General features: G+C 35.6%; 24 protein-coding genes and 1 tRNA gene. 10 read left to right on the top strand and 15 right to left on the bottom strand.

The annotated features are described in order from the left end of the window. The first annotated feature begins 84 nt into the window (after positions 1-84). Entirely contained in the window at positions 85-798 is a 714-nt protein-coding gene (locus P700755_RS11320; protein ID WP_015024807.1) for a hypothetical protein, read from the top strand. Here the strand turns inward: P700755_RS11320 and P700755_RS11315 are convergent. Genes P700755_RS11315 through P700755_RS11305 form a run of 3 tightly spaced genes read right to left on the bottom strand, consistent with a single transcriptional unit; the run spans position 795 to position 3518 of the window. Continuing rightward, positions 795-1790: a metal-dependent hydrolase gene (locus P700755_RS11315; protein WP_015024806.1), complete on the bottom strand. Its 996-nt coding sequence runs from the start codon at positions 1788-1790 to the stop codon at positions 795-797. The genes P700755_RS11320 and P700755_RS11315 overlap by 4 nt on opposite strands. Continuing rightward, the gene (locus P700755_RS11310; RefSeq protein ID WP_015024805.1) at positions 1790-3040 is read right to left on the bottom strand and encodes an aspartate kinase; all 1251 of its coding nucleotides are present in this window, start codon (positions 3038-3040) and stop codon (positions 1790-1792) included. The genes P700755_RS11315 and P700755_RS11310 overlap by 1 nt, the downstream gene beginning before the upstream one ends. Before the next feature lie 4 nt (positions 3041-3044). Next, on the bottom strand, positions 3045-3518 hold the full coding sequence (locus P700755_RS11305; protein ID WP_015024804.1) for a GNAT family N-acetyltransferase: 474 nt from the start codon (positions 3516-3518) through the stop codon (positions 3045-3047). Positions 3519-3628: 110 nt separating this feature from the next. On the opposite strand from P700755_RS11305, the gene fbp reads away from it, so the two are divergent. Continuing rightward, on the top strand, positions 3629-4663 hold the full coding sequence (gene fbp, locus P700755_RS11300; protein WP_015024803.1) for a class 1 fructose-bisphosphatase: 1035 nt from the start codon (positions 3629-3631) through the stop codon (positions 4661-4663). Here the strand turns inward: fbp and P700755_RS11295 are convergent. Further along, positions 4660-5088 (bottom strand): tellurite resistance TerB family protein, encoded by a 429-nt coding sequence (locus P700755_RS11295; RefSeq protein WP_015024802.1) that lies wholly within the window; start codon positions 5086-5088, stop codon positions 4660-4662. The genes fbp and P700755_RS11295 overlap by 4 nt on opposite strands. A gap of 78 nt (positions 5089-5166) precedes the next feature. Here P700755_RS11295 and P700755_RS11290 point away from each other — a divergent pair, with 78 nt between their 5' ends. The 4 genes from P700755_RS11290 to P700755_RS11275 are packed head-to-tail and all read left to right on the top strand — an operon-like array spanning position 5167 to position 7999. Further along, the gene (locus P700755_RS11290; protein WP_041758330.1) at positions 5167-5598 is read left to right on the top strand and encodes an ATP-dependent zinc protease family protein; all 432 of its coding nucleotides are present in this window, start codon (positions 5167-5169) and stop codon (positions 5596-5598) included. Further along, positions 5588-6460, top strand: coding sequence for a 30S ribosomal protein S6--L-glutamate ligase (gene rimK / locus P700755_RS11285; RefSeq protein ID WP_015024800.1), 873 nt, complete (start codon positions 5588-5590; stop codon positions 6458-6460). The genes P700755_RS11290 and rimK overlap by 11 nt, the downstream gene beginning before the upstream one ends. Beyond that, positions 6460-7440, top strand: a complete 981-nt coding sequence (locus P700755_RS11280) for a succinylglutamate desuccinylase/aspartoacylase family protein (RefSeq protein ID WP_015024799.1) — start codon at positions 6460-6462, stop codon at positions 7438-7440. The genes rimK and P700755_RS11280 overlap by 1 nt, the downstream gene beginning before the upstream one ends. Next, positions 7433-7999 (top strand): 5-formyltetrahydrofolate cyclo-ligase, encoded by a 567-nt coding sequence (locus P700755_RS11275; RefSeq protein WP_015024798.1) that lies wholly within the window; start codon positions 7433-7435, stop codon positions 7997-7999. The genes P700755_RS11280 and P700755_RS11275 overlap by 8 nt, the downstream gene beginning before the upstream one ends. Here P700755_RS11275 and P700755_RS21455 read toward each other — a convergent pair. From P700755_RS21455 to P700755_RS11265, 3 genes are read right to left on the bottom strand one after another with little or no spacing between them, the layout of a single operon-like run. Beyond that, a complete protein-coding gene (locus P700755_RS21455) occupies positions 7996-8124 on the bottom strand; it encodes a FeoB-associated Cys-rich membrane protein (RefSeq protein ID WP_083858501.1) in 129 nt (42 codons plus the stop codon). The genes P700755_RS11275 and P700755_RS21455 overlap by 4 nt on opposite strands. Positions 8125-8131: 7 nt before the next feature. Beyond that, entirely contained in the window at positions 8132-10234 is a 2103-nt protein-coding gene (gene feoB, locus P700755_RS11270; RefSeq protein WP_015024797.1) for a ferrous iron transport protein B, read from the bottom strand. Further along, a complete protein-coding gene (locus tag P700755_RS11265; RefSeq protein ID WP_015024796.1) occupies positions 10227-10460 on the bottom strand; it encodes a FeoA family protein in 234 nt (77 codons plus the stop codon). Before P700755_RS11265 ends, feoB begins: the two co-directional genes overlap by 8 nt. 180 nt (positions 10461-10640) lie before the next feature. Here P700755_RS11265 and asnS point away from each other — a divergent pair, with 180 nt between their 5' ends. The 4 genes from asnS (at position 10641) to P700755_RS11245 (ending at position 15091) form a co-directional block, all read left to right on the top strand. Continuing rightward, a complete protein-coding gene (asnS, locus tag P700755_RS11260; RefSeq protein ID WP_015024795.1) occupies positions 10641-12083 on the top strand; it encodes an asparagine--tRNA ligase in 1443 nt (480 codons plus the stop codon). After that, entirely contained in the window at positions 12070-12948 is an 879-nt protein-coding gene (locus tag P700755_RS11255) for an RluA family pseudouridine synthase (RefSeq protein ID WP_015024794.1), read from the top strand. The genes asnS and P700755_RS11255 overlap by 14 nt, the downstream gene beginning before the upstream one ends. 83 nt (positions 12949-13031) lie before the next feature. Next, a complete protein-coding gene (rpoN, locus tag P700755_RS11250) occupies positions 13032-14480 on the top strand; it encodes an RNA polymerase factor sigma-54 (RefSeq protein WP_015024793.1) in 1449 nt (482 codons plus the stop codon). Further along, a complete protein-coding gene (locus P700755_RS11245) occupies positions 14477-15091 on the top strand; it encodes a hypothetical protein (protein ID WP_015024792.1) in 615 nt (204 codons plus the stop codon). Before rpoN ends, P700755_RS11245 begins: the two co-directional genes overlap by 4 nt. On the opposite strand, the gene P700755_RS11240 is transcribed toward P700755_RS11245, so the two are convergent. From P700755_RS11240 to P700755_RS11205, 8 genes are all read right to left on the bottom strand, one after another. Next, complete coding sequence (locus P700755_RS11240; protein ID WP_015024791.1) at positions 15092-15790, bottom strand: porin family protein; 699 nt, start codon at positions 15788-15790, stop codon at positions 15092-15094. Positions 15791-15886: 96 nt separating this feature from the next. Next, complete coding sequence (locus P700755_RS11235; RefSeq protein WP_015024790.1) at positions 15887-16369, bottom strand: ExbD/TolR family protein; 483 nt, start codon at positions 16367-16369, stop codon at positions 15887-15889. A 33-nt stretch (positions 16370-16402) separates the two neighbouring features. After that, on the bottom strand, positions 16403-17008 hold the full coding sequence (locus P700755_RS11230) for an ExbD/TolR family protein (protein ID WP_015024789.1): 606 nt from the start codon (positions 17006-17008) through the stop codon (positions 16403-16405). Between the two features lie 2 nt (positions 17009-17010). Further along, a complete protein-coding gene (locus tag P700755_RS11225; RefSeq protein ID WP_015024788.1) occupies positions 17011-17445 on the bottom strand; it encodes a hypothetical protein in 435 nt (144 codons plus the stop codon). A 5-nt stretch (positions 17446-17450) separates the two neighbouring features. Beyond that, positions 17451-18239, bottom strand: coding sequence for a MotA/TolQ/ExbB proton channel family protein (locus tag P700755_RS11220; RefSeq protein WP_015024787.1), 789 nt, complete (start codon positions 18237-18239; stop codon positions 17451-17453). Positions 18240-18296: 57 nt separating this feature from the next. Then, positions 18297-18386: transfer RNA gene (locus tag P700755_RS11215), tRNA-Ser, on the bottom strand. Between the two features lie 80 nt (positions 18387-18466). Further along, positions 18467-19486 (bottom strand): asparaginase, encoded by a 1020-nt coding sequence (locus P700755_RS11210; RefSeq protein ID WP_015024786.1) that lies wholly within the window; start codon positions 19484-19486, stop codon positions 18467-18469. 13 nt (positions 19487-19499) lie between these two features. Beyond that, positions 19500-20267 (bottom strand): TatD family hydrolase, encoded by a 768-nt coding sequence (locus tag P700755_RS11205; RefSeq protein ID WP_015024785.1) that lies wholly within the window; start codon positions 20265-20267, stop codon positions 19500-19502. Positions 20268-20300: the final 33 nt, after the last annotated feature.

Genomic DNA, 20300 nt, shown 5'->3' with positions numbered 1-20300 from the left:
CATTATAGGTTTAATTTGGTATAAACGACATAAAACAAAACTAGGTATAGGTATATTTAAGTATTTTTGAATTAAATATACGTTATGAAAGTTCACTTATTGTCGTTTATTCTAATACTCCTATTGCATTTTAACACAAAGGCACAAAGTAGTAATAAAATTGAAAACATCGCTACCATTGAAATTATCAATGATGAAAATGTAAGTATCGAAGGAGATACTATTTCTTTAAATAACATCCATAAAAAGGTAATAGAAATATTTAGCTCGGTGACCAGGCAAGCTGAATCTTTTTCTAGTTTAACACTTATCGTGAATCAAACCGTTTCTGAAAATACTATTGAAAACATTAAATATCAGATTAGATCTACTCCTGTTCAATTTATCAATTTACAACGCACTACTATAAATACTTATGATTGGATTGAAGTGACCCAGAATGTATTAGATCAATACAATGCGCTTATCTCCTACTGGAGTAGTCTTGATGCAGAGTCTAGATATTACAGAGCATCAGACCTAGAATTTGTAGAATCGGTAGCACTTAATATGACGATGGATCAAAGAATTAGAAATGAAAAACTTCTCGGTTATTTACCTTTTGTAAAAGCAGAACCTAAATTTCCAGATCTATTTATGCTGGAGACTCTTCCCAATAAAACCTATATATTTGTTCGAGAAAAGGATACTTTGGATAAGGATACTGCTTTTAAGGAATTTAAAAATAATTCTTATCGCTTAAAACGCAGAATTATAGATGAGGAAGACATGGTTATTATAGATATTTTAAAAGACTAGTTGCCTTTAATTCTTGTCCACAATTCAGAAAACAGGGCCTTTACATCCTCTCTGTTTTTTGGCTCTTCAGTAATTATTAATTCGTTATCAACTTCAGATAAATTATAAGAAAACACAAATTTCTCCGACGCTGGATCTAAACTTACCAAACCAAAACGCAAATCATTTAAATACAATTCATTCTCTCGTTCAGAAATTATAAACCAACCTTTGGTTATGTTGGTTAACCGCTCTAAATTTTCGTATTTCAATAAGCCTTCTATTTTTTCATGCTGTTTAGGGTAGACTCTAAATTGAATAGGTTGCGAATCGAAAATAGAATACTCACCAATAAGAAATGCAGTTGACGTTTTTATATTGGCAGACCATAATAAAATATTAAGTGGTGATGGCCTGGTCTCTAGTTCAGAATAGGTGATGTTTTGAGCGGCTAAAGCATTTTCAAATTTATCGAAGGCAAATCCTTTCGACACAAGAGACAGAATAAGATAGCTAGAACTAAGTATCAATCCCAATCGATTTAATCGACGCCGCTTTACAGAAGTTCTTTGGCACCTTGAAGCCGCAATTAAACAAATTAAGAATGGTAAGGTATATAAAGGATCTATTACAAAAATTGATTTGAAGGCTATTCTTAGGTCTAAAGGCCAGAATAGTTGAGTTCCCCAGGTTGTAAAACAATCTAGTAACGGGTGGGTAAAGAGACCCAAAAATACAAGTGAAGACCAGTTTTTCCAGCTCGCCTGTTTATGAATTCTGGACAGCAAATAACCCAAAACAGGAGCCATAAGAACTGAGAATACGATAGAATGTGAAAACCCTCTGTGAATCTCTAAAGCAGTAACGGTATCGTAGAAATTACCTATAAAGACGTCCAAATCTGGAATAGTACCAGCGACGGCTCCGTATATCATTGCCTTGTTGCCCACTTTACGTCCTAGAACCAGTTCTCCTACGGCGGCACCTAAAACAATTTGTGTTAGCGAATCCATTAAACGGTTACAAATTGAATCGTTTCTTTATACGATTGCTTTAAAAGCACAGTTTTATCTTTTACTATATGCTTTATTGCTGCATCGTCATAATGACGTATGGTAAACAGAGAGACGCCTTTCTGATGGTCAACTTTGAATTTCGCCCTAAATATATCAATCAATTTATCTACGTTTTTAAATTTATTATCTACACAAACTGAAAAACTAATCGCTGAATTCTGAATAAGATCTACCTTGACTTGATGTTTGTGAAAAAGAGCAAAAACCTCACTGATATTTTCTTCTACAAAGAATGAAAAATCTAAGGTGGAAAGTGAAAGAAAAACCAAATCTTTTTTAACAATAAAGCAGGGTAACAAAGGGTTGATCAATTTACCTTTCCCAACTTTTGTACCTGTATTTTTGGGATTATAAAACGACTTTACAAAAAGCGGGATTTCTTTTTGTTGCAAAGGTTGTAGCGTTTTAGGGTGAATGACAGAGGCCCCAAAAAAAGCAAGCTCAATGGCTTCTTCATAAGAAATCTGCTCCAAGAGTTTAGTATTTTCAAAGACATTAGGATCACCATTAAGCACGCCAGGGACGTCTTTCCAGATCGTGACATTTTCTGCATTAAGACAATAAGCAAAAATACCCGCTGTATAATCGGACCCTTCTCGTCCTAAAGTGGTTGTAAAATTATTAGAATCGGAGCCAATAAAACCTTGAGTGATACTTAATTCCTCCTTATTAATATAGTTGAGGATTTTTTGCTGAGTATTTCCCCAATTTACCTCAGCATCTCTGTAGGTGTCATCTGTGTCTATCAAATTCCTACAATCATGCCACACGTTGTCTAAACCAACAGACTTGAGGTAGTAGCTAACAATACTCGTACTAATAAGCTCCCCAAAACCAACCACTTGATCGTAAACATAATCGTAATTTGGGGACTTATTTCTATCGAAGAAAATCGACATTTCATCAAAGAAATAATTGGTTCTGGTATAAACAGGATAAGATCTGTCTTCAAACAATTCATCTAAAATTTCATAATGATCGTTTTTGAGTTCAGAAATCGCTACTGAAAAATCCTTGCTTTTACTAAAATAAAGCGAGATAATAGTTTCAAGCTTATTGGTGGTTTTACCCATGGCAGAAATGATAACGACTTTCTGTTTAGGACCTGTCGTTTCTAAAACTGTAGCTACATTTCTTACCCCTTTGGCATCTTTTACAGATGCTCCCCCAAATTTGAATACTTGCATTTACTTAAGATTTAAAATGGTTGATTTGCTCTTCGTTAAGTTGGACGGTACGCCATTCTTTAAAAACTTTTGCTCCATATTTTTCATAGAAATCAATAGCATTTGTGTTCCAGTCTAGTACCACCCACTCTACCCTTTTAATTTTTTGAGTTTGTGCGTACATTATAACAGACTCAAACAAAGCTTTTCCAATAGATTTTCCTCGCACAGGTTTGGTAACAATTAAATCCTCAAGGTGTACCGTTTCTCCCTTCCAAGTAGAAAATCTTGAATAAAACAAGGCCATACCTAACACTTTAGAATTGACTTCGGCGACAAAACATTTGTATAGAGGATGTCCTCCAAAACCGAACCTGCGAAGTTCTTCTATGGTAACTTGAACAGCATCGGGTTCATTTTCATAGACAGCAAGTTCTTGAATAAGCTCTAGCATATCTGGTAAATCCTCTTGAGTAGCAAACCGCACTTTGAAATCCATTTTTCAATAATTTTGAAGTAAAAATAATGAAGTAAAAATTAAAACGATTCACTTTCATGATTACATTATGTTTTTTTTTCTATTTTTGGGGCAATTACAACGATTTCGCTATGAAAAAAACCAATCAAACTCTCGGTGAGTTTATTATTGAAAATCAAGAATCTTTTAAATATACCTCTGGGGAGCTCTCTAGGCTCATTAATTCTATCAGATTAGCTGCCAAAGTGGTTAACCATGAGGTGAATAAAGCCGGTTTAGTAGATATCGTCGGTGATTATGGCAGCCAGAACATTCAAGGTGAAGATCAGAAAAAGTTGGATGTTTATGCTAACGAGACCTTTATTCAAACCCTCATTAATAGAGAGATTGTTTGTGGAATTGCTTCAGAAGAAAATGATAGTTTTATAACCGTACATGGCAACAATAAAGATCATAAGAACAAATATGTGGTCTTGATGGATCCACTTGATGGTAGTTCCAATATAGATGTGAATGTCTCGGTAGGGACTATATTTTCAATTTATAGACGGATTACACCTACTGGACAGCCTGTAGAAATGGAGGATTTCCTCCAGCCAGGTAATCAACAAGTTGCCGCGGGGTACATCATTTACGGCACCTCTACAATGCTGGTTTACACCACAGGTCACGGCGTAAATGGATTTACGCTTAACCCCGCTATTGGAACTTATTATCTTTCTCATCCTGACATGAAGTTTCCAGACGATGGAAATATTTATTCCATTAATGAAGGGAATTATATCCATTTTCCACAAGGGGTTAAAGACTACATAAAATACTGCCAGGAACAACGCGATAATGATCCTTATACCTCTAGATATATAGGGTCCCTAGTGTCTGACTTCCACAGAAATATGATAAAAGGAGGCATTTACATGTATCCTAAAAGCTCGAGTGCAGAAAAAGGAAAACTAAGATTACTTTACGAATGCAATCCCATGGCTTTTATTGCTGAACAAGCGAATGGAAAGGCCTCCGATGGTTTCCAAAGAATCCTGGATATCCAACCCACAGAGTTACACGAACGTGTTCCTTTTTTCTGCGGAAGTAATAAAATGGTAGAGAAAGCGGAAGACTTTATGAAAGCAGCTCATCCTAAAGAGGCAAAAACTACTGGGGCTTAATCTTCAGATTCTATAAAATGCTTATAAAAATCGAATGAAAAGTTTCCTTCAAAAAGTTTTTTGGACTTGTTCACAATGCTTCGTGCCAAATCTTCAGAATAACCAAGACCTACAGCATATTTAATGATTAAAAATTCCTCAGCTTCGTCCATTTTACTATCCACATAAATGATCCTTATCAGATCAAATAAATATTCTAGCCTTTGGGTTTTAGAATTGATTGCAAACACTGGAAATGAGGCTGAATTATCGAGGATTTTTTCATAGTTCTCTTCAGAAACATCAAATTTCTTTGAAAAACGCTTTAATAACTTTTCCTCAATTGGCTTTATTTCTCCATCTATCGCAGCAAGGGTAACTAAGTTGGCGAAGTGATTAAGTTTTGTTGATTTTTTTATATTTTCGTAAAAATCTTCGGTAGACATGGATTAAATTTTTGATAAATATAATAATATTTAAGTCTTAAAATTATATTGAATTTCATTTTTGTAGTTTGCAATACCATGAAGAAAAAAATTATTGGAAGATTAGACAAAGCTAATTTTCCTGACTTAAACTTAAAGGATATCTCTATAAAAGTGGATACTGGTGCCTATACGTCGTCAATTCATTGCGAAGATATGGAGGAAAAAGAAGATGGTCTGCACTGTCTCTTTTTAGATAAAGAGCATTCAAAATACAACCATAAGCCTTTCATTTTCAGTAATTACAATAAAATAAGAGTGAAAAGCAGCAATGGAATTGCTCAAAAAAGATATGAAATAAAGTCTAACATCGAAATTTTCGGAAAAGTTTATAAAATTTCACTTTCTTTGAGCAATAGAAAAGAGATGAAACATCCCGTACTTTTGGGGCGTAAATTCTTGAATAAAAAATTTATAGTCGACCCAGAATTAAAGAATATATCCTATAATAATTTTCAGCATGAACATTAAAATTTTATCGAGAAATCCAAATTTATATTCTACAAAAAGACTTGTAGAAGCTGCCGAAAAAAGAAAACATAACGTTCAGGTTATAGATCCTTTAAAATGTGATTTGGTCATTGAAAAGCGCAATCCAAACATATACTATAAGGGAGAATATATTCTGGACACCGATGCTATTATCCCAAGAATTGGAGCTTCGGTTACCTTTTATGGAACTGCAGTTGTGAGACAGTTTGAAATGATGGGAGCTTTTAGCACTATAGATTCTGAAGCCTTGGTAAGAAGTAGAGACAAATTAAGAAGCTTACAAGTTTTATCGAGAGCAAAAATAGGCCTTCCAAAAACGGTCTTCACCAACTATTCTAGAGATGTGAATGGGGTGATTCAACAAGTTGGCGGCACTCCCTTGGTTATTAAGCTTCTAGAAGGCACACAAGGATTAGGGGTGGTCTTGGCCGAAACTAAAAACGCAGCCAAATCTGTTATTGAAGCATTTAATGGTCTTCAGGCTAGAGTGATTGTTCAAGAATTCATCAAAGAAGCTAAAGGGGCAGATATACGAGTATTTGTGGTGGACGGCCATGTTGTTGGTGCTATGAAAAGACAGGGGAAAGAAGGAGAATTCCGTTCAAACCTTCACCAAGGTGGTTCTGCTGAAGTCATTGAACTTACAGACGAAGAAGAAATTGCAGCAATAAAAGCAGCTAAAGCTATGCGTCTAGGAGTGGCTGGAGTTGATTTATTACAGAGTTCTAGAGGTCCATTAATTTTGGAAGTGAATTCTTCGCCTGGTCTTGAAGGTATTGAAAAAGCAACGGGGAAAGACATCGCTAGGACTATCATACAGTTTATTGAAAAAAATGTGTAATGCCACACATCGATTCTAAAAATGTTCTTCACATCCTAGAGAGAAAAGTATTTCCTGGAGAAAAAGCGCGTATCAATTTTAATACTGCAAAACTATACACTACAACTTCAGTAGAGGTTCCTGTAATTATAGAACGGGCAAAAAAACCAGGCCCTATCCTTTTGGTAACCGCTGGAATTCATGGCGATGAAATTAACGGGGTAGAAACAGTAAGGCAATTTATAGCCAAAGGCATTCACAAGCCTACCCGTGGAACGGTTATTTGTGTACCCGTTCTCAATGTCTTCGGATTTTTAAATATGAAACGTGAGTTTCCAGATGGAAGAGACCTTAATAGGATGTTCCCTGGATCCAAAAGAGGAGCTCTAGCAAGTAGATTTGCTTATCAATTTGCGACTGAAATTCTACCTATTGCAGATCACTGCTTCGATTTTCACACGGGTGGTGCTAGTCGTTTTAATGCTGCGCAAATTCGCGTAGACAAAACCGACAAAGACTCTGAGGATCTAGCCAAAGTTTTCAACGCTCCGTTTACGGTTTACTCTTCAACTATCAAGAATTCTTACAGGAGTACTTGTCTCAAACAGGGCAAGACCATTCTTCTCTTCGAGGGGGGTAAATCTCAAGATAGCAGCAAACACATTTCAAAATACGGTGTAGATGGTTTAAAGCGAATCATGAAACATTTTGACATGCTAAAATCTGATTTTAATGCTGAAGATCCTCTAGAGTCAACAAAATTTATTTCCAGCACCTATTGGATGAGAGCTAAATATAGCGGACTTCTTCACATCAAAGTTCCTATTGGAAAATACGTACAACGAGGAGAATTTGTAGCCACTATTACAGATCCCTATGGAAGTTTTAGGCATAAGGTAAATGCCAGCAACACAGGTTATATTATTAATGCTAACCAATCCCCGATCGTTTATCAAGGTGATGCGATTTTTCATATTTCCAAAGAGGACACAGATGGATAAGAGCAGTCTAAGACAAAAGTATAAAGCACTAAGACGAGATATGTCCTTAGACCAAATTGATGAGCTAAGCCTTCAAATTGCCAACCAAAGTTTAAAACTCGACATTTGGAATTTTGAATTTTACCATATTTTTCTAGCTATTGAAAACCAAAGGGAAATCAATACAGAATATATACTTCAAATCATCTTTGGAAAAGACGCCAATGTGGTCATCCCAAAAATGAAAGGTAAAGATCTTCAACATTATTTATTGACAGATACCACTAAACTAAAACTTAACCAATGGAAGATTCCAGAACCTGTGAACGGAATTAAAATAGATCCTGAACAACTGGATCTTGTCTTTGTTCCTTTACTTGGATATGATACTTTAGGGAACAGAGTTGGTTATGGAAAAGGATTCTATGACAGGTTTTTATCGAGATGTAAAAAAGACGTCATCAAAGTAGGTCTCTCCTCTTTTCCTCCGGAAGAAGGTGTTTTAGGGGTCGAAGATTTTGACATTGCTTTAGATTATTGCATTACTCCAAAAACTGTTTATACGTTCTCACAAGGCTAGTCTTTACAACCACAATCTCCAGAACCACATGAGGACGAGGCTGTTTTAGACTTGAAAAAGAATTTCTTAATCAAAAAAGCTATGGCTGTTATAAAAATAAGAAGAACTAGAATTTCTTGTAACATCAATCTATTATTTTAAAATTTGAAAAGCTATTAAAGCAACCACATAAGCAAATCCTGACATTCCAAATAACTGTATCATCGGCCATTTCCAGGTTCCAGTTTCTTTCCTCACAATGGCTAATGTACTCATACACTGCATTGCAAAGGCATAAAATAGCAAAAGGCTAATTCCACTTGCAAAGGTGAATAATGGGCCTCCTAAAACTGGATTGGTCTCTGCTGCCAATCTGCTTTTTATGGTTTGCTCATCATCATTTTCAACACTATAAATCGTCGCTAAGGTGCCTACAAATACTTCCCGAGCTGCAAAAGAACTGATAATCGCTATTCCTATTTTCCAATCGTAACCTAAAGGAATAACAGCTGGTTCTATAGCTCTACCTGCATAACCAATATAAGAATTCTTGAGCTTATAGGATGAGATTTCAGTATTGATTTCTTCTTGGGATAGCTCTGTCACATCTAAGGATGCAGTAACGATAGATTCAGCGTTATCAAAATCATCCGTAGGGCCGTAACTTGCCAAAACCCACAAAACAATAGAAATCGCAAGAATAATTTTTCCAGCTCCAAAAACAAAAGATTTAGTTTTTTCGATCACCGTATAAAACACATTTTTAAAAATAGGCATCTTATAATCTGGCATCTCCACGACGAAGTAGGACTTAAATTCAATTTTTAGCATTTTACTAGCTAACCAGCCAGAACCAATGGCAGTTACAAACCCAAGCAGATACAAAAGCATCAAGGTAATTCCTTGATAATTAAACACTCCAAGCCAGCGTTCATCTGGAATCACCAAGCCTATAATGATAAGATATACAGGAAGCCTAGCCGAACAAGTCGTAAAAGGCACCACTAATATAGTCACTAGCCTTTCTTTCCAACTTTCTATATTTCTAGCAGCCATGACCGCTGGTATAGCACACGCCGTTCCGGAGACTAGAGGGACAATACTCTTCCCGCTCATCCCAAATTTTCGCATGATTCTATCCATCAAAAAGACGACTCGACTCATATAACCCGTTTCTTCCAAAATAGAAATGAACAAAAACAAAAAGGCAATTTGTGGAACAAAAATAACGATCCCTCCTATTCCTGGTATGATTCCTTCAGAAATTAGGTCTGAAAGCATTCCTAAAGGGAAAACATCTTTAACGTATTCGCTCATCGCCAAGAAACTTTCGTCAATAAAATCCATGGGATAGGTCGACCAGTCATAAATAGTCTGGAAAATCAAAAAAAGAATAGCTAAGAAAATGACATAGCCCCAGAATTTATGAATCAAGAGCCTATCTATAGATGCTCTTAAGCCTTTTGCTAAAGCTAAATCCTTCGTCAAGGTTTCTTTTAAGGTTTCATTGATAAATTGATACCGCTTTATAGTTTCCTTTTGCTGAAGGCGTTTAATTTCTGAATCTGATTTTGGTTTAAATCCATTTTGTGATGTAATCCTATTCCTATTGGTTTTACCAAAATTGACATCTTGAGTAATCACCAACCATAATTTGTACAAATCTTGTTTAGGGTAAGCTTTTTTTAAAGATTCAAAGTACTCTTTATCTATTTTTGAAGCCTCTAAACATGGATTTACAGATAGCTTTTGATGATCCATTATAGATTGCCTAAGCTCTGTAAACCCTTTATTTTTTCTGGCACTTATAAGATTAACTTTGGTCTTCAGGCGTTTTTCTAATAAACCCACATCTAGTTGAATACCTTTTCTATCCATACGATCTGCCATATTAATAGCTAAGATGGTAGGTAAACCTAAATCCTTGATTTGGGTAAACAATAACAGGTTTCGCTTTAAATTTTCAACATCACTTACAACGACAACAACATCTGGGTAATCTTTATCATTTTTATTCAACAGTAATTCAATGACCACATTTTCATCTAAAGAAGTTGCATTAAGACTGTAGGTTCCTGGAAGGTCTAGAATATGAGCTTTCAGGTTTCTGGATAGTTTTACAACCGCTTCTTTCTTCTCCACAGTTATGCCAGGATAGTTCCCAACCTTTTGGTTGAGACCGGTCAAGTTATTAAATACCGAAGTTTTACCTGTGTTGGGATTTCCAACTAGAGCGACATTTATTTGTTTACTCATCGGGAATAAGTTCAATGTGAATCAGCTTTGCTGTTTCTCTTCTAATGGATAAAAAAGTATCATTAATATTAAGGTAGAGCGGGTCTTTAAAGGGAGCAATTTGTATCAATTCAACATGATTTCCTGGCAAACATCCCATTTCTAAAAGCTTGAGTGGTATATCCTGAGAAGTCATCTCACCAATGATAGCTCTCTGTCCTTTCTTTAAACTAGCGATCGTTAACATTTATTTAGAATGGTTTTAAACAAAGATATGAAGCTTTCATGAAAATCAACACGCTTTTAAGCATAATTACCACAAGATTCTAAAATGAGTACAAGTTTAAGACTCTTCATCTATTTAGAGAAAGGTATTGTAAAGCCTTAGGGAAAAAATTATATTTGCCTCTCTCTTAAAATAAATGAAATGATAATTAAAAAAGTAGTTGAGCTTCTCGAAAGCGATCAAGTTCTACAGGAATATAAAGTTAATGGTTGGGTGAGAGCCTTTAGGAGTAATCGGTTTATCGCTTTAAACGATGGATCTTGTTTAGAAAACTTACAATGCGTCGTCGATTTTAAAAACACCGATGATCAAGTTTTAAGGAAAGTAACAACAGGTGCTGCGATTTCTGTTTCTGGTACTTTAAAAGAAAGTGAGGGAAAAGGACAAAGTGTAGAATTGGAAGTGAAATCCATCAACATTCTTGGAGAAGCCCATCCAGAAGAAGTGAAGAAAACCATTCTTCAACCTAAAAAGCACTCTTTTGAAAAATTAAGAGAGCAAGCCCATTTAAGAGTAAGAACAAATACGTTTGGTGCGATAATGAGAGTGCGATCCAAATTATCTTTTGCTGTTCACCAATACTTTAATGATAACGGTTTCTTTTATGTGAACACGCCTATCGTTACTGGTAGTGATGCTGAGGGAGCAGGAGAAATGTTTAAAGTCACCAACTTAGACTTAAAAGACCCACCAAAAACTAAAGATGGCGAAATTGATTATTCCCAAGATTTTTTTGGAAAAGAAACCAATTTAACGGTTAGCGGCCAATTGGAGGCTGAGACTTACGCTATGGGCTTAGGTAAAGTATACACCTTTGGACCCACCTTTAGAGCAGAAAATTCCAATACAACTAGACACCTAGCGGAATTCTGGATGATTGAACCAGAAGTAGCCTTTTGTGATTTAAAAGGCAATATAGATTTAGCCGAAGATTTCATTCAACAGGTCTTGAAATATATCACAGAGCATTGTAAGTCAGATTTAGAATTCTTAGAAAACAGACTTCTTGAAGAGGAAAAATCTAAGCCAGAGAAAGACAGATCACCGATGCCTCTGCGTGAAAAAATAGATTTTGTCCTCAAAAATAATTTCAAAAGAGTTTCCTATACAGAGGCTATTGATATATTAAGAAATTCGAAACCTAACAAAAAGAAGAAATTCAGTTATATCATTAAAGAATGGGGGGCAGATTTACAAAGTGAGCACGAACGCTATCTCGTAGAGAAACATTTTGAATGTCCCGTAGTGATTTATGATTACCCCGCTGATATCAAAGCCTTTTACATGCGACTGAATGACGATGGTAAAACCGTGAGAGCCATGGATGTTCTTTTCCCCGGTATTGGCGAAATTGCAGGAGGTTCACAAAGAGAAGAGCGCTACGATGTTTTGCTTTCTAAAATGCGAGAAATTGGAATAGATGAAAAAGAGTTGTGGTGGTATTTAGACACCAGAAAATTTGGAACTTGTGTTCACTCTGGCTTTGGACTAGGCTTTGAGCGCCTTGTGTTGTTTGCTACAGGAATGTCGAACATAAGAGATGTCATTCCTTACCCTAGAAGCCCTCAAAATGCAGAATTTTAAACCAGGAAATTGCATTGAAAGTCATCACGTCTTAGCCCTAGAAAAACAGATAAGGCTTCAGGACTATGGATTTACTGTGTTTGTTTCAATTAAAACTAAAAGCGCTTTAAAAAAGGCCATTAAGAAGGGTCTCCTCTTTCTTGATGGTCGGGTTGCTGAAACATCAGATTGGATAGAAGAAGGCCAAGTTCTGGAGTTGTTTGCTGAAGAACTTCTTTATAAAAAGAAAGTTTTCCCCTTACAACTTAAAGTTATTTTTGAGGATGACTCTATGGCCGTTGTAAATAAGCCTGAAGGATATCCTACCAATGGGAATTATTTTAAAACCATTGAAAATGCCTTAACCTATAATCTAAAAACCTCTTCAGAAAAAGATAAACTCCCCTATCCACAGCCTGTTCATAGACTGGATAATCCAACATCTGGCCTATTGATTATTGCTAAAACGCTATCATCAAAATCCTACCTGTCAGTTTTATTTGAGCATAATAAAGTTCATAAAATCTACTTAGCTATTGTAGAAGGACACTTTGAAGGTCTTAGTGATATCATAAGTCTAGATATTGATGGAAAGCAAAGTTCTACCAATTATGGCGTTGAAAAGATGTTTAAAATAAACCAAGACGAGTTCAGTTTACTGAGCTTAAAGCCAAGCTCCGGGAGGACTCATCAGCTGAGAATACACCTCTCAAAAATCGGTCACCCAATAGTTGGAGATAAAACTTATGGTTCCCTAACGCTATCTAATAAACTAATGCTGCACGCATCCTCTCTTGAACTCCGTCATCCTAAAACTGATAAAAGTTTAAGTTTCGAAACAGAAGTACCACATAAATTCGTTAAATTTATAAATAGAAGTTTGTAATCTTTTAGATTTGAAATGTGGTAACCTAACCTGATTTTGATAAGGGCTGTCCACCGAATAAGAAAAAAAATGAATATACTATAATGCTTAAACAAGGCCTAAATTTAAAGTTATCACAAAAGCTGTCTCCTCAACAAATCCAGTTGATGAAGCTGATACAGCTACCTACCATGGCTTTTGAGCAAAGAGTAAAGCAGGAATATGAAGAAAATCCTGCCTTGGATGCAGGTAAGGAAAAGGACGAATTTGAAGATGAATTCAGTAATGAAACTGCCGAAGAGGAAAGGGATATTATTGAGACGGAATTTGATGTAGATGATTATTTAAGTGACGATGAAGTTCCTAGTTATAAATTAAAGGCCAATAATTACAGTGCAGATGACGAAGACAAACAAGTTCCTTATGCCTCTGGCACTTCCTTTTCTCAGTTTCTTAAAACACAATTGCAAACCTTCAGTTTTAGAGAAGATCAGGAAGAAATAGCCTTTTTTCTAGTCGGTAGTGTCGATGATAGTGGTTATATAAGGCGTTCACTTATAGATATTGTAGATGATTTGGCTTTTACTCAGAATATTTATACCGACGAAGAAACCGTAGAAAAGGTCCTAAAAATAGTTCAATCTCTAGACCCAGCTGGGGTAGGAGCCAGAGACTTGAGAGAATCTTTATTGATTCAACTTCACAGAAAAAATAAGACAGAGAGCGTAGACCTAGCCTATAGAATCGTAGATGAAACGTTTGATAAGTTCAGTAAAAAGCATTACGAAAAGCTCATTCAAAAATTTTCCATCTCCGAAAAAAAACTCAAAGAGGCTATTGAAGAAATTGAACATCTCAACCCAAAACCTGGCGCTTCTTTTTCTGGAAATAGTAGATCGGTAGAACATGTAATTCCTGACTTTGCCATTCACATAAAAGATGGAGAACTGGAGCTGACCTTAAATGGGAGAAATGCTCCAGAAATGCATATTTCTCGTGATTATTCTAATATGCTGAAGGGATACAAAGAATCTGTTAAAAAAACCAAAGAACAAAAAGAAACAGTTTTTTTCATCAAACAAAAATTAGATTCTGCAAAGTGGTTTATCGATGCTATAAAACAAAGACAAGACACCTTGTACTCTACCATGTATTCTATTATGATTCATCAAAAAGACTATTTTTTATCTGGTGATGAAAGGAGCTTAAAGCCAATGATCCTAAAAGATATCGCTGAGAAAATCAATATGGACATCAGTACTATTTCTCGAGTGGCTAATAGCAAATATGTGGAAACCCCTTATGGAACTTTTTTGATTAAAAGTTTCTTTTCAGAATCAATGACAAACGAAGAAGGAGAAGAAGTATCTACTAGGGAGATTAAAAAAATCTTAGAAATGACTATTGATGCAGAAGACAAGAAGAAACCGCATACCGATGCTAAATTGGCTCAAATTTTAAAAGAAAAAGGCTATCCTATAGCTCGACGAACTATTGCTAAATATAGAGAACAATTGGATTTACCTGTAGCCAGACTTCGTAAGGAAATATGAAATCACTAAGGCAATTTTCTAAAGCAGTATCCATTCTTGGTCATCCACTCTGGATGCCATTACTCGGGTGCTTGTATTACTTTTATGCTATTCCAAATTACTTAGATAACCAACTCATCATGGCAAAATTACTTGCCATTTCCATTCTTACCATTTTCTTACCTGTAGTTTTTCTGTTTATATCTAAGAATTTAAAACTCATTTCAGATTATGAACTTTCCAAAGTCAAAGGAAGGCGTCTATTTTTAATGCTTTTTATACTTCTGATTTTAGTATTGCTCAACAGAATTATAGATGTCTACAACTATAGAACTCTATTTTATTTTTTCTCAGGCATCTTATTTTCTGGAATTATTTCGTTGCTCTTGAGTATGTTTAAAGTAAAGATAAGCCTTCATGCTTTAGGAATAAGTGGATTAACTTGTTTCATTATTGGGTTGAGTTTATCCTTTCATGTAAGTATGCTGTTGTCTATAGTGTTCTTTACTTTATTCCTAGGCATTGTAAGTTCGTCTCGATTATTTCAGAACGCACATACTGTCCCAGAGATTTTCATAGGAATTATAGCAGGGTTTTTACCCCAATTGTATTTCTTTAGTTACTGGTTATAACTAAAGAAAGAAAAATACGAGACCTGCTTTTATAGGGGTTATGCTCACGCGCTCTCCTGTTGACTCAACTTCACCTTCAAATACGGGAATGAGGCTCATGTTTACAAAGAAGTTGATGGCACCGTAACCAAAAGTAAGTTTAGCGCTCGTTCTAAAAGAATTGAGAGCGTTAACATCTGTAACTGTATATTGTTCTTCAACAGATTTGAAAGTAGATTTAAAACGAAATACATAGCCAACTTGGAAACCGAGATAAACTCTCCAAAAGGCATACTTATCTATATCTGAAGATCTCCACCTCAACTCTAAGGGAACTTCAACAAGATTGGTCGTAAACCAGTTGACATCGTAGTTTTGATCTTGATTTATAGGAAGAAATATATCTTGACCAGCATTAGAATTAACTTGAAGAGATTGACCAAATGTATTCAGATTAAAACCAAGCCCTAAGCCAATAGACAGGTTACGACGTTTATTAATGGGCATGTCTCGGATATAACCGAACATGAGACCTCCTGAAAATCCGGATTGATCGACACCTGAAGGTAATTCTGTCAGGAAATTGAAGCTAAACCCAAAGTAAAACTGATCCTCTCTGTAGAGCGAGTCATTTTTATTTTCTTTTAACCACTCAAGCTTATCTTGGGCAAAAAGTGAAGAGACAGAAAGGAGAAGGGATAGGAAACCTATAAATTTCATAAATGACAAATATAGAGGAAAGATAAGCAAGTTTATAAACTAAAAAAGGCATTTCTAACTGAGAAATGCCTTTTTTAGTTTGGTGAGATCGACAGCTTATTCTAAGTTAAGCCCAGCTTCACCTTGTTTAGTAGTATAATTAATTTTTAAAGCTTCTGCTTTACGCAATTCTTGTTTAATATCTGATACTAACCCCATATTAGTTTCTTTATCAACTTTTAAAGCGGTAGTCAACTTATCTCGTAATTCTTCACGCTTAGATTGACGTTCCTCTTTAATAAATTGTTGTACATCGTTGATACTTGCGTATTTATCATTCAATTGGATTCTGGCTTCTGTACCAAAGGTCTCTTGATATCTTGGTGAAGGTTTCCCAGCGTAGATATACATAATCAGATTTTTCTTATCCAATTTTTCAACTTGGTCTGCGAAAGGCAAAATATTTTGAACCTTAAGAGAATTGTCTCTCATTACAGTAACCACCATAAAAAAGAACAAAAGCATGAAAACAATATCCGGTAAAGATGCAGTTGAAATTGCTGGAGTTCCTCCATCATCTTTCTTTTTAAATTTTGACATAAGTACTCAAATTTTTATCGTTTAGGTTCTGTTTTAGATAGGTTCTGCTTCAGATAGTTTTTGTGGAAATAAATTTTTTATGACACCAATTTTTTCCTTCAACTTATCCTTATCCCCTAGAAATTCTGGATCGTTGTAAGCATCTTCCATTTCTGTAAAATCGATGTTGTATAACCTATTCGCCTCTCTATCTCTTAAGACGTTATAGGCGGCCACAAGTTCATTTTGTACCGCTATATATCTTCCATATTGAGTTTTTCTGTCATTCTGTAATGAAACGACAGCTTTTATAGGATTATCAGAGGAACTAGTAAGTCTAGGGCCTTGGCAGTAATCGCAAGCTTCGTCACCTAGCCCACCACCATTATCAAGAAAATCAATAGTGGCTTGTCTAAGATTCTTAAACTCCATAATCTCGTCTTCAACTAGAAGATCACCATTAGCATTCACAAGAACAACAAAGATATTACGTTCCTTCAATATTGGTGGGTCTTCTTGTTCATCATCTATAGGAGGTAATTTCCTTGTAATTCCGCTATCCGTTTCTATAGTTGTTGTGACTAAGAAAAAGATAAGCAAAAGGAAAGCTATATCCGCCATGGATCCAGCGTTTACCTCTGGTGCTGCTCTTTTTGCCATAATTATTTGGTTATGATTTTTTTCACACTAGATAAAAACATAGCTAGTACGGCCAATGCTGCAAGTATGTAGAAGGCCACTAATCCAGCACTTACCCATCTAGATCCATTCTCAGATAAAACGCCACCGTCCCTTAAAGCTGTTTCCGTTCCGTTAGAAACGACATAGGAAATAACTATAATTAAGATAAATCCACCTAATGAAAACAGCGTTTTTTTGATATTCCCAGTAAAGAGGGCTTTAATCGCAAAGAAAAGAACAGATAATACGGTCACCCCTAAAATAAAGTAGGACACCCACATAAACGGAGCCAAAATACTAGATTGCAAGGCTGCATCTGCTTCTATCGCTTCGTCCCCAGCGTTGAGAATCCTTATAAAAAGAATAGCCCCCACAACACCGAAAACGATTTTTATGATGTTAAATATTTTGTTCATATTGATTATTTATTTTTATGTGCAACTAAAATGTCAATAAGTGTAATTGAAGCATCTTCCATATCATTCACAATGCTATCAATTTTAGCAATGATATAATTATAAAATACTTGAAGAATAATAGCTACAACTAGACCAAACACAGTTGTCAAAAGAGCGACTTTAATACCACCTGCTACTAAAGAAGGTTGCATATCACCAGCTGCTTCAATCTTGTCGAAGGCTTGAATCATACCAATTACAGTACCCATAAAACCAAGCATTGGTGCTAAGGCAATAAATAGGGATACCCATGATACATTTTTCTCTAGTTGTCCCATTTGAACTCCACCATAAGCAACTACAGCTTTTTCAGAAGCCTCAACGCCTTCATGCATTCTGTCTAGACCTTGGTAATAGATTGACGCTACAGGACCACTTGTATTTCTACAAATTTCTTTTGCAGCCTCTACACCACTACTCTTCATAGCATCCTCAACACTTTGAGCAAGCTTTTTAGAATTAGTTGTTGCTAAGTTTAGGTAAATAATTCTTTCAAAAGCGATCGCTAATCCAAGAATAAGACAAAGAAGAACAATACCCATAAATCCAGGTCCACCTTCAATGAAACGGTTTTTTAATTCTTGATGGAATCCTACACTTTCGTCAGAACCTTCTTCGGAAGCACTCGCATCATCTTGAGCGAAATTGACAGCAGCTTCTGTAAAAACGTCAGAAGTATTTGCTGCAGTTAAAGTTGTGTTACCAACTGCCATGATTGCCAAAATGGCTAAAATTGAAAATAATCTTTTCATTGTTGTCTGTCTTAGAATTAATAATTAGTGTTTAAGTGTTTTAATTTATATGAATAGCAGAGAGGAAGGGATTCGAACCCTCGGTTCCGATACAATCGGAACATACGCTTTCCAAGCGTACACCTTCGACCACTCGGTCACCTCTCTAGTTTTAAAATGAACTTTTAGTAATGATTAGCAAATAAATAAAAAAAAATAGTTTTACAAGTAGAAATGAGCGTTAATTTTTAATTCATTTCTCCACGCAGTGAAGTTTCAAATATAGTTTTAAATACTTTAGGCCCTAATTTTTTGGATAAAAGATACATCATTTTCCCGACAGCTGCCTCTGTGGTAATGTCCCCCCCACTTATAACTCCTAGATTTTTTAAACCTGCACTCGTAGCGTATTTGCCCATTATCACTGATCCCCCAACACACTGAGTCACATTTACAACTTTCACTCCTCGATCTATAACCGACTTTAAAAGCTCCATAAACCATGGATCTGTTTTTGCATTTCCACTCCCAAAAGTTTCCAAAACAATCCCCTCAAGATGCGGAATGTTAAAAATATACCTTAAAGTTTTATAATTAATTCCAGGAAATAGTTTCAATATGAGAATATTATCATTTAATAGCTTGTGAACTATCATTTTCTTTCTCAAATTAGGCTTGATCAATTTATCATAACTGATCTTGAGATTAACACCCGATTCTGCAATAGGAGGGAAATTTGAAGACGCGAACGCTTCAAAATGCTCTGCATTTACTTTAGTTGTTCGGTTTGCTCTGTAAAGTTTATATTCAAAGTAAAGTCCAACTTCTTTAATAACAGTTTCCCCCTGCTCTTTAAGACCAGCTAGCTGTATGCTAGTGATTAAATTTTCTTTTGCATCTGTGCGCAGATCACCTATAGGAAGTTGAGATCCTGTGAAAATAATAGGTTTTTTTAAGTTTTCGAACATAAAAGAAATCATGGAGGCTGAATAAGACATCGTATCGCTTCCATGCAAAACGACAAACCCATCATAATCTTCAAAGTTGATTTCTATCAACTCCGCCAACTTTACATAATCTGTTATATCCATGTCTGAAGAATCCACAGGGTCATCAAAACTTACCGTACTGATATCGTGTTCCAATAATTTCAACTCGGGAATATTTGACAAAAGCTCGTCAAAATTGAAAGTCTCAAGGGCACCAGTTTCTGGATTTTTTACCATCCCAATTGTACCACCTGTATAAACGAGTAAGATTTTAGACATAACTGATTCTATATTAGATTCCAAAGACCTCTTTTGAGTTTTTTGTGGTTTGTAGGGCAACATCTTCAAGACTTAAGTCGTAAACTTCTGCTAATTTCTCCGCAACTTTCATCACATAAGCACTTTCATTTCGCTTCCCTCTATAAGGCTTTGGCGCTAAGTAAGGTGAATCTGTTTCCAGAACAATATGTTTTAAGTCAATTTCATTTAAAAACTGATCTATTTTACCGTTTTTAAACGTTGACACACCCCCTATTCCCAATTTCATCTGGTAACCTATAGCTTGTTCGGCTTGAGCTTTTGTTCCTGTAAAGCAATGAAAAATACCGTACAAGTCCTTTCCTTTCTCTTCTTCAAGGACTTCAAACACCTCCTCAAAAGCCTCCCTACAGTGAATCACGATAGGGAGTTTATAAGACTTAGCAAGTTGAATTTGACGCTTGAAGGCTTTTCTCTGGGCTTCTAAGAAACTTTTATCCCAGTACAGATCTATACCAATTTCACCGATGGCGTAAAATTTCCTTTTCTTTAGCTGTTCTTCCACATGTGTTAGCTCCTCTTCTACGGTTTCGGAGACAGAGGTCGGATGTAATCCCATCATCAAAAACATTTGCTCTGGATATCGACGTTCTAAATCGTACATGGCTTGGGTTGTTCCTGAATCTATAGCAGGAATAAAAAACCGCTTCACATCATTATCTAGTGCTCTTTGAATCATTTCTTCTCTGTCTTCATCAAAAGCTTCAGAATATAAATGAGTGTGTGTATCTGTAATTATCATAAGGGCAAATTTATTTAAAACGAAACTTTATAT

It is taken from the genome of Psychroflexus torquis ATCC 700755, from assembly GCF_000153485.2.
GTDB classification, from domain to species: Bacteria; Bacteroidota; Bacteroidia; order Flavobacteriales; family Flavobacteriaceae; genus Psychroflexus; species Psychroflexus torquis.
Note: the sequence above shows the minus strand (reverse complement) of the source record. Positions and strands in the feature narration are given on the sequence as shown.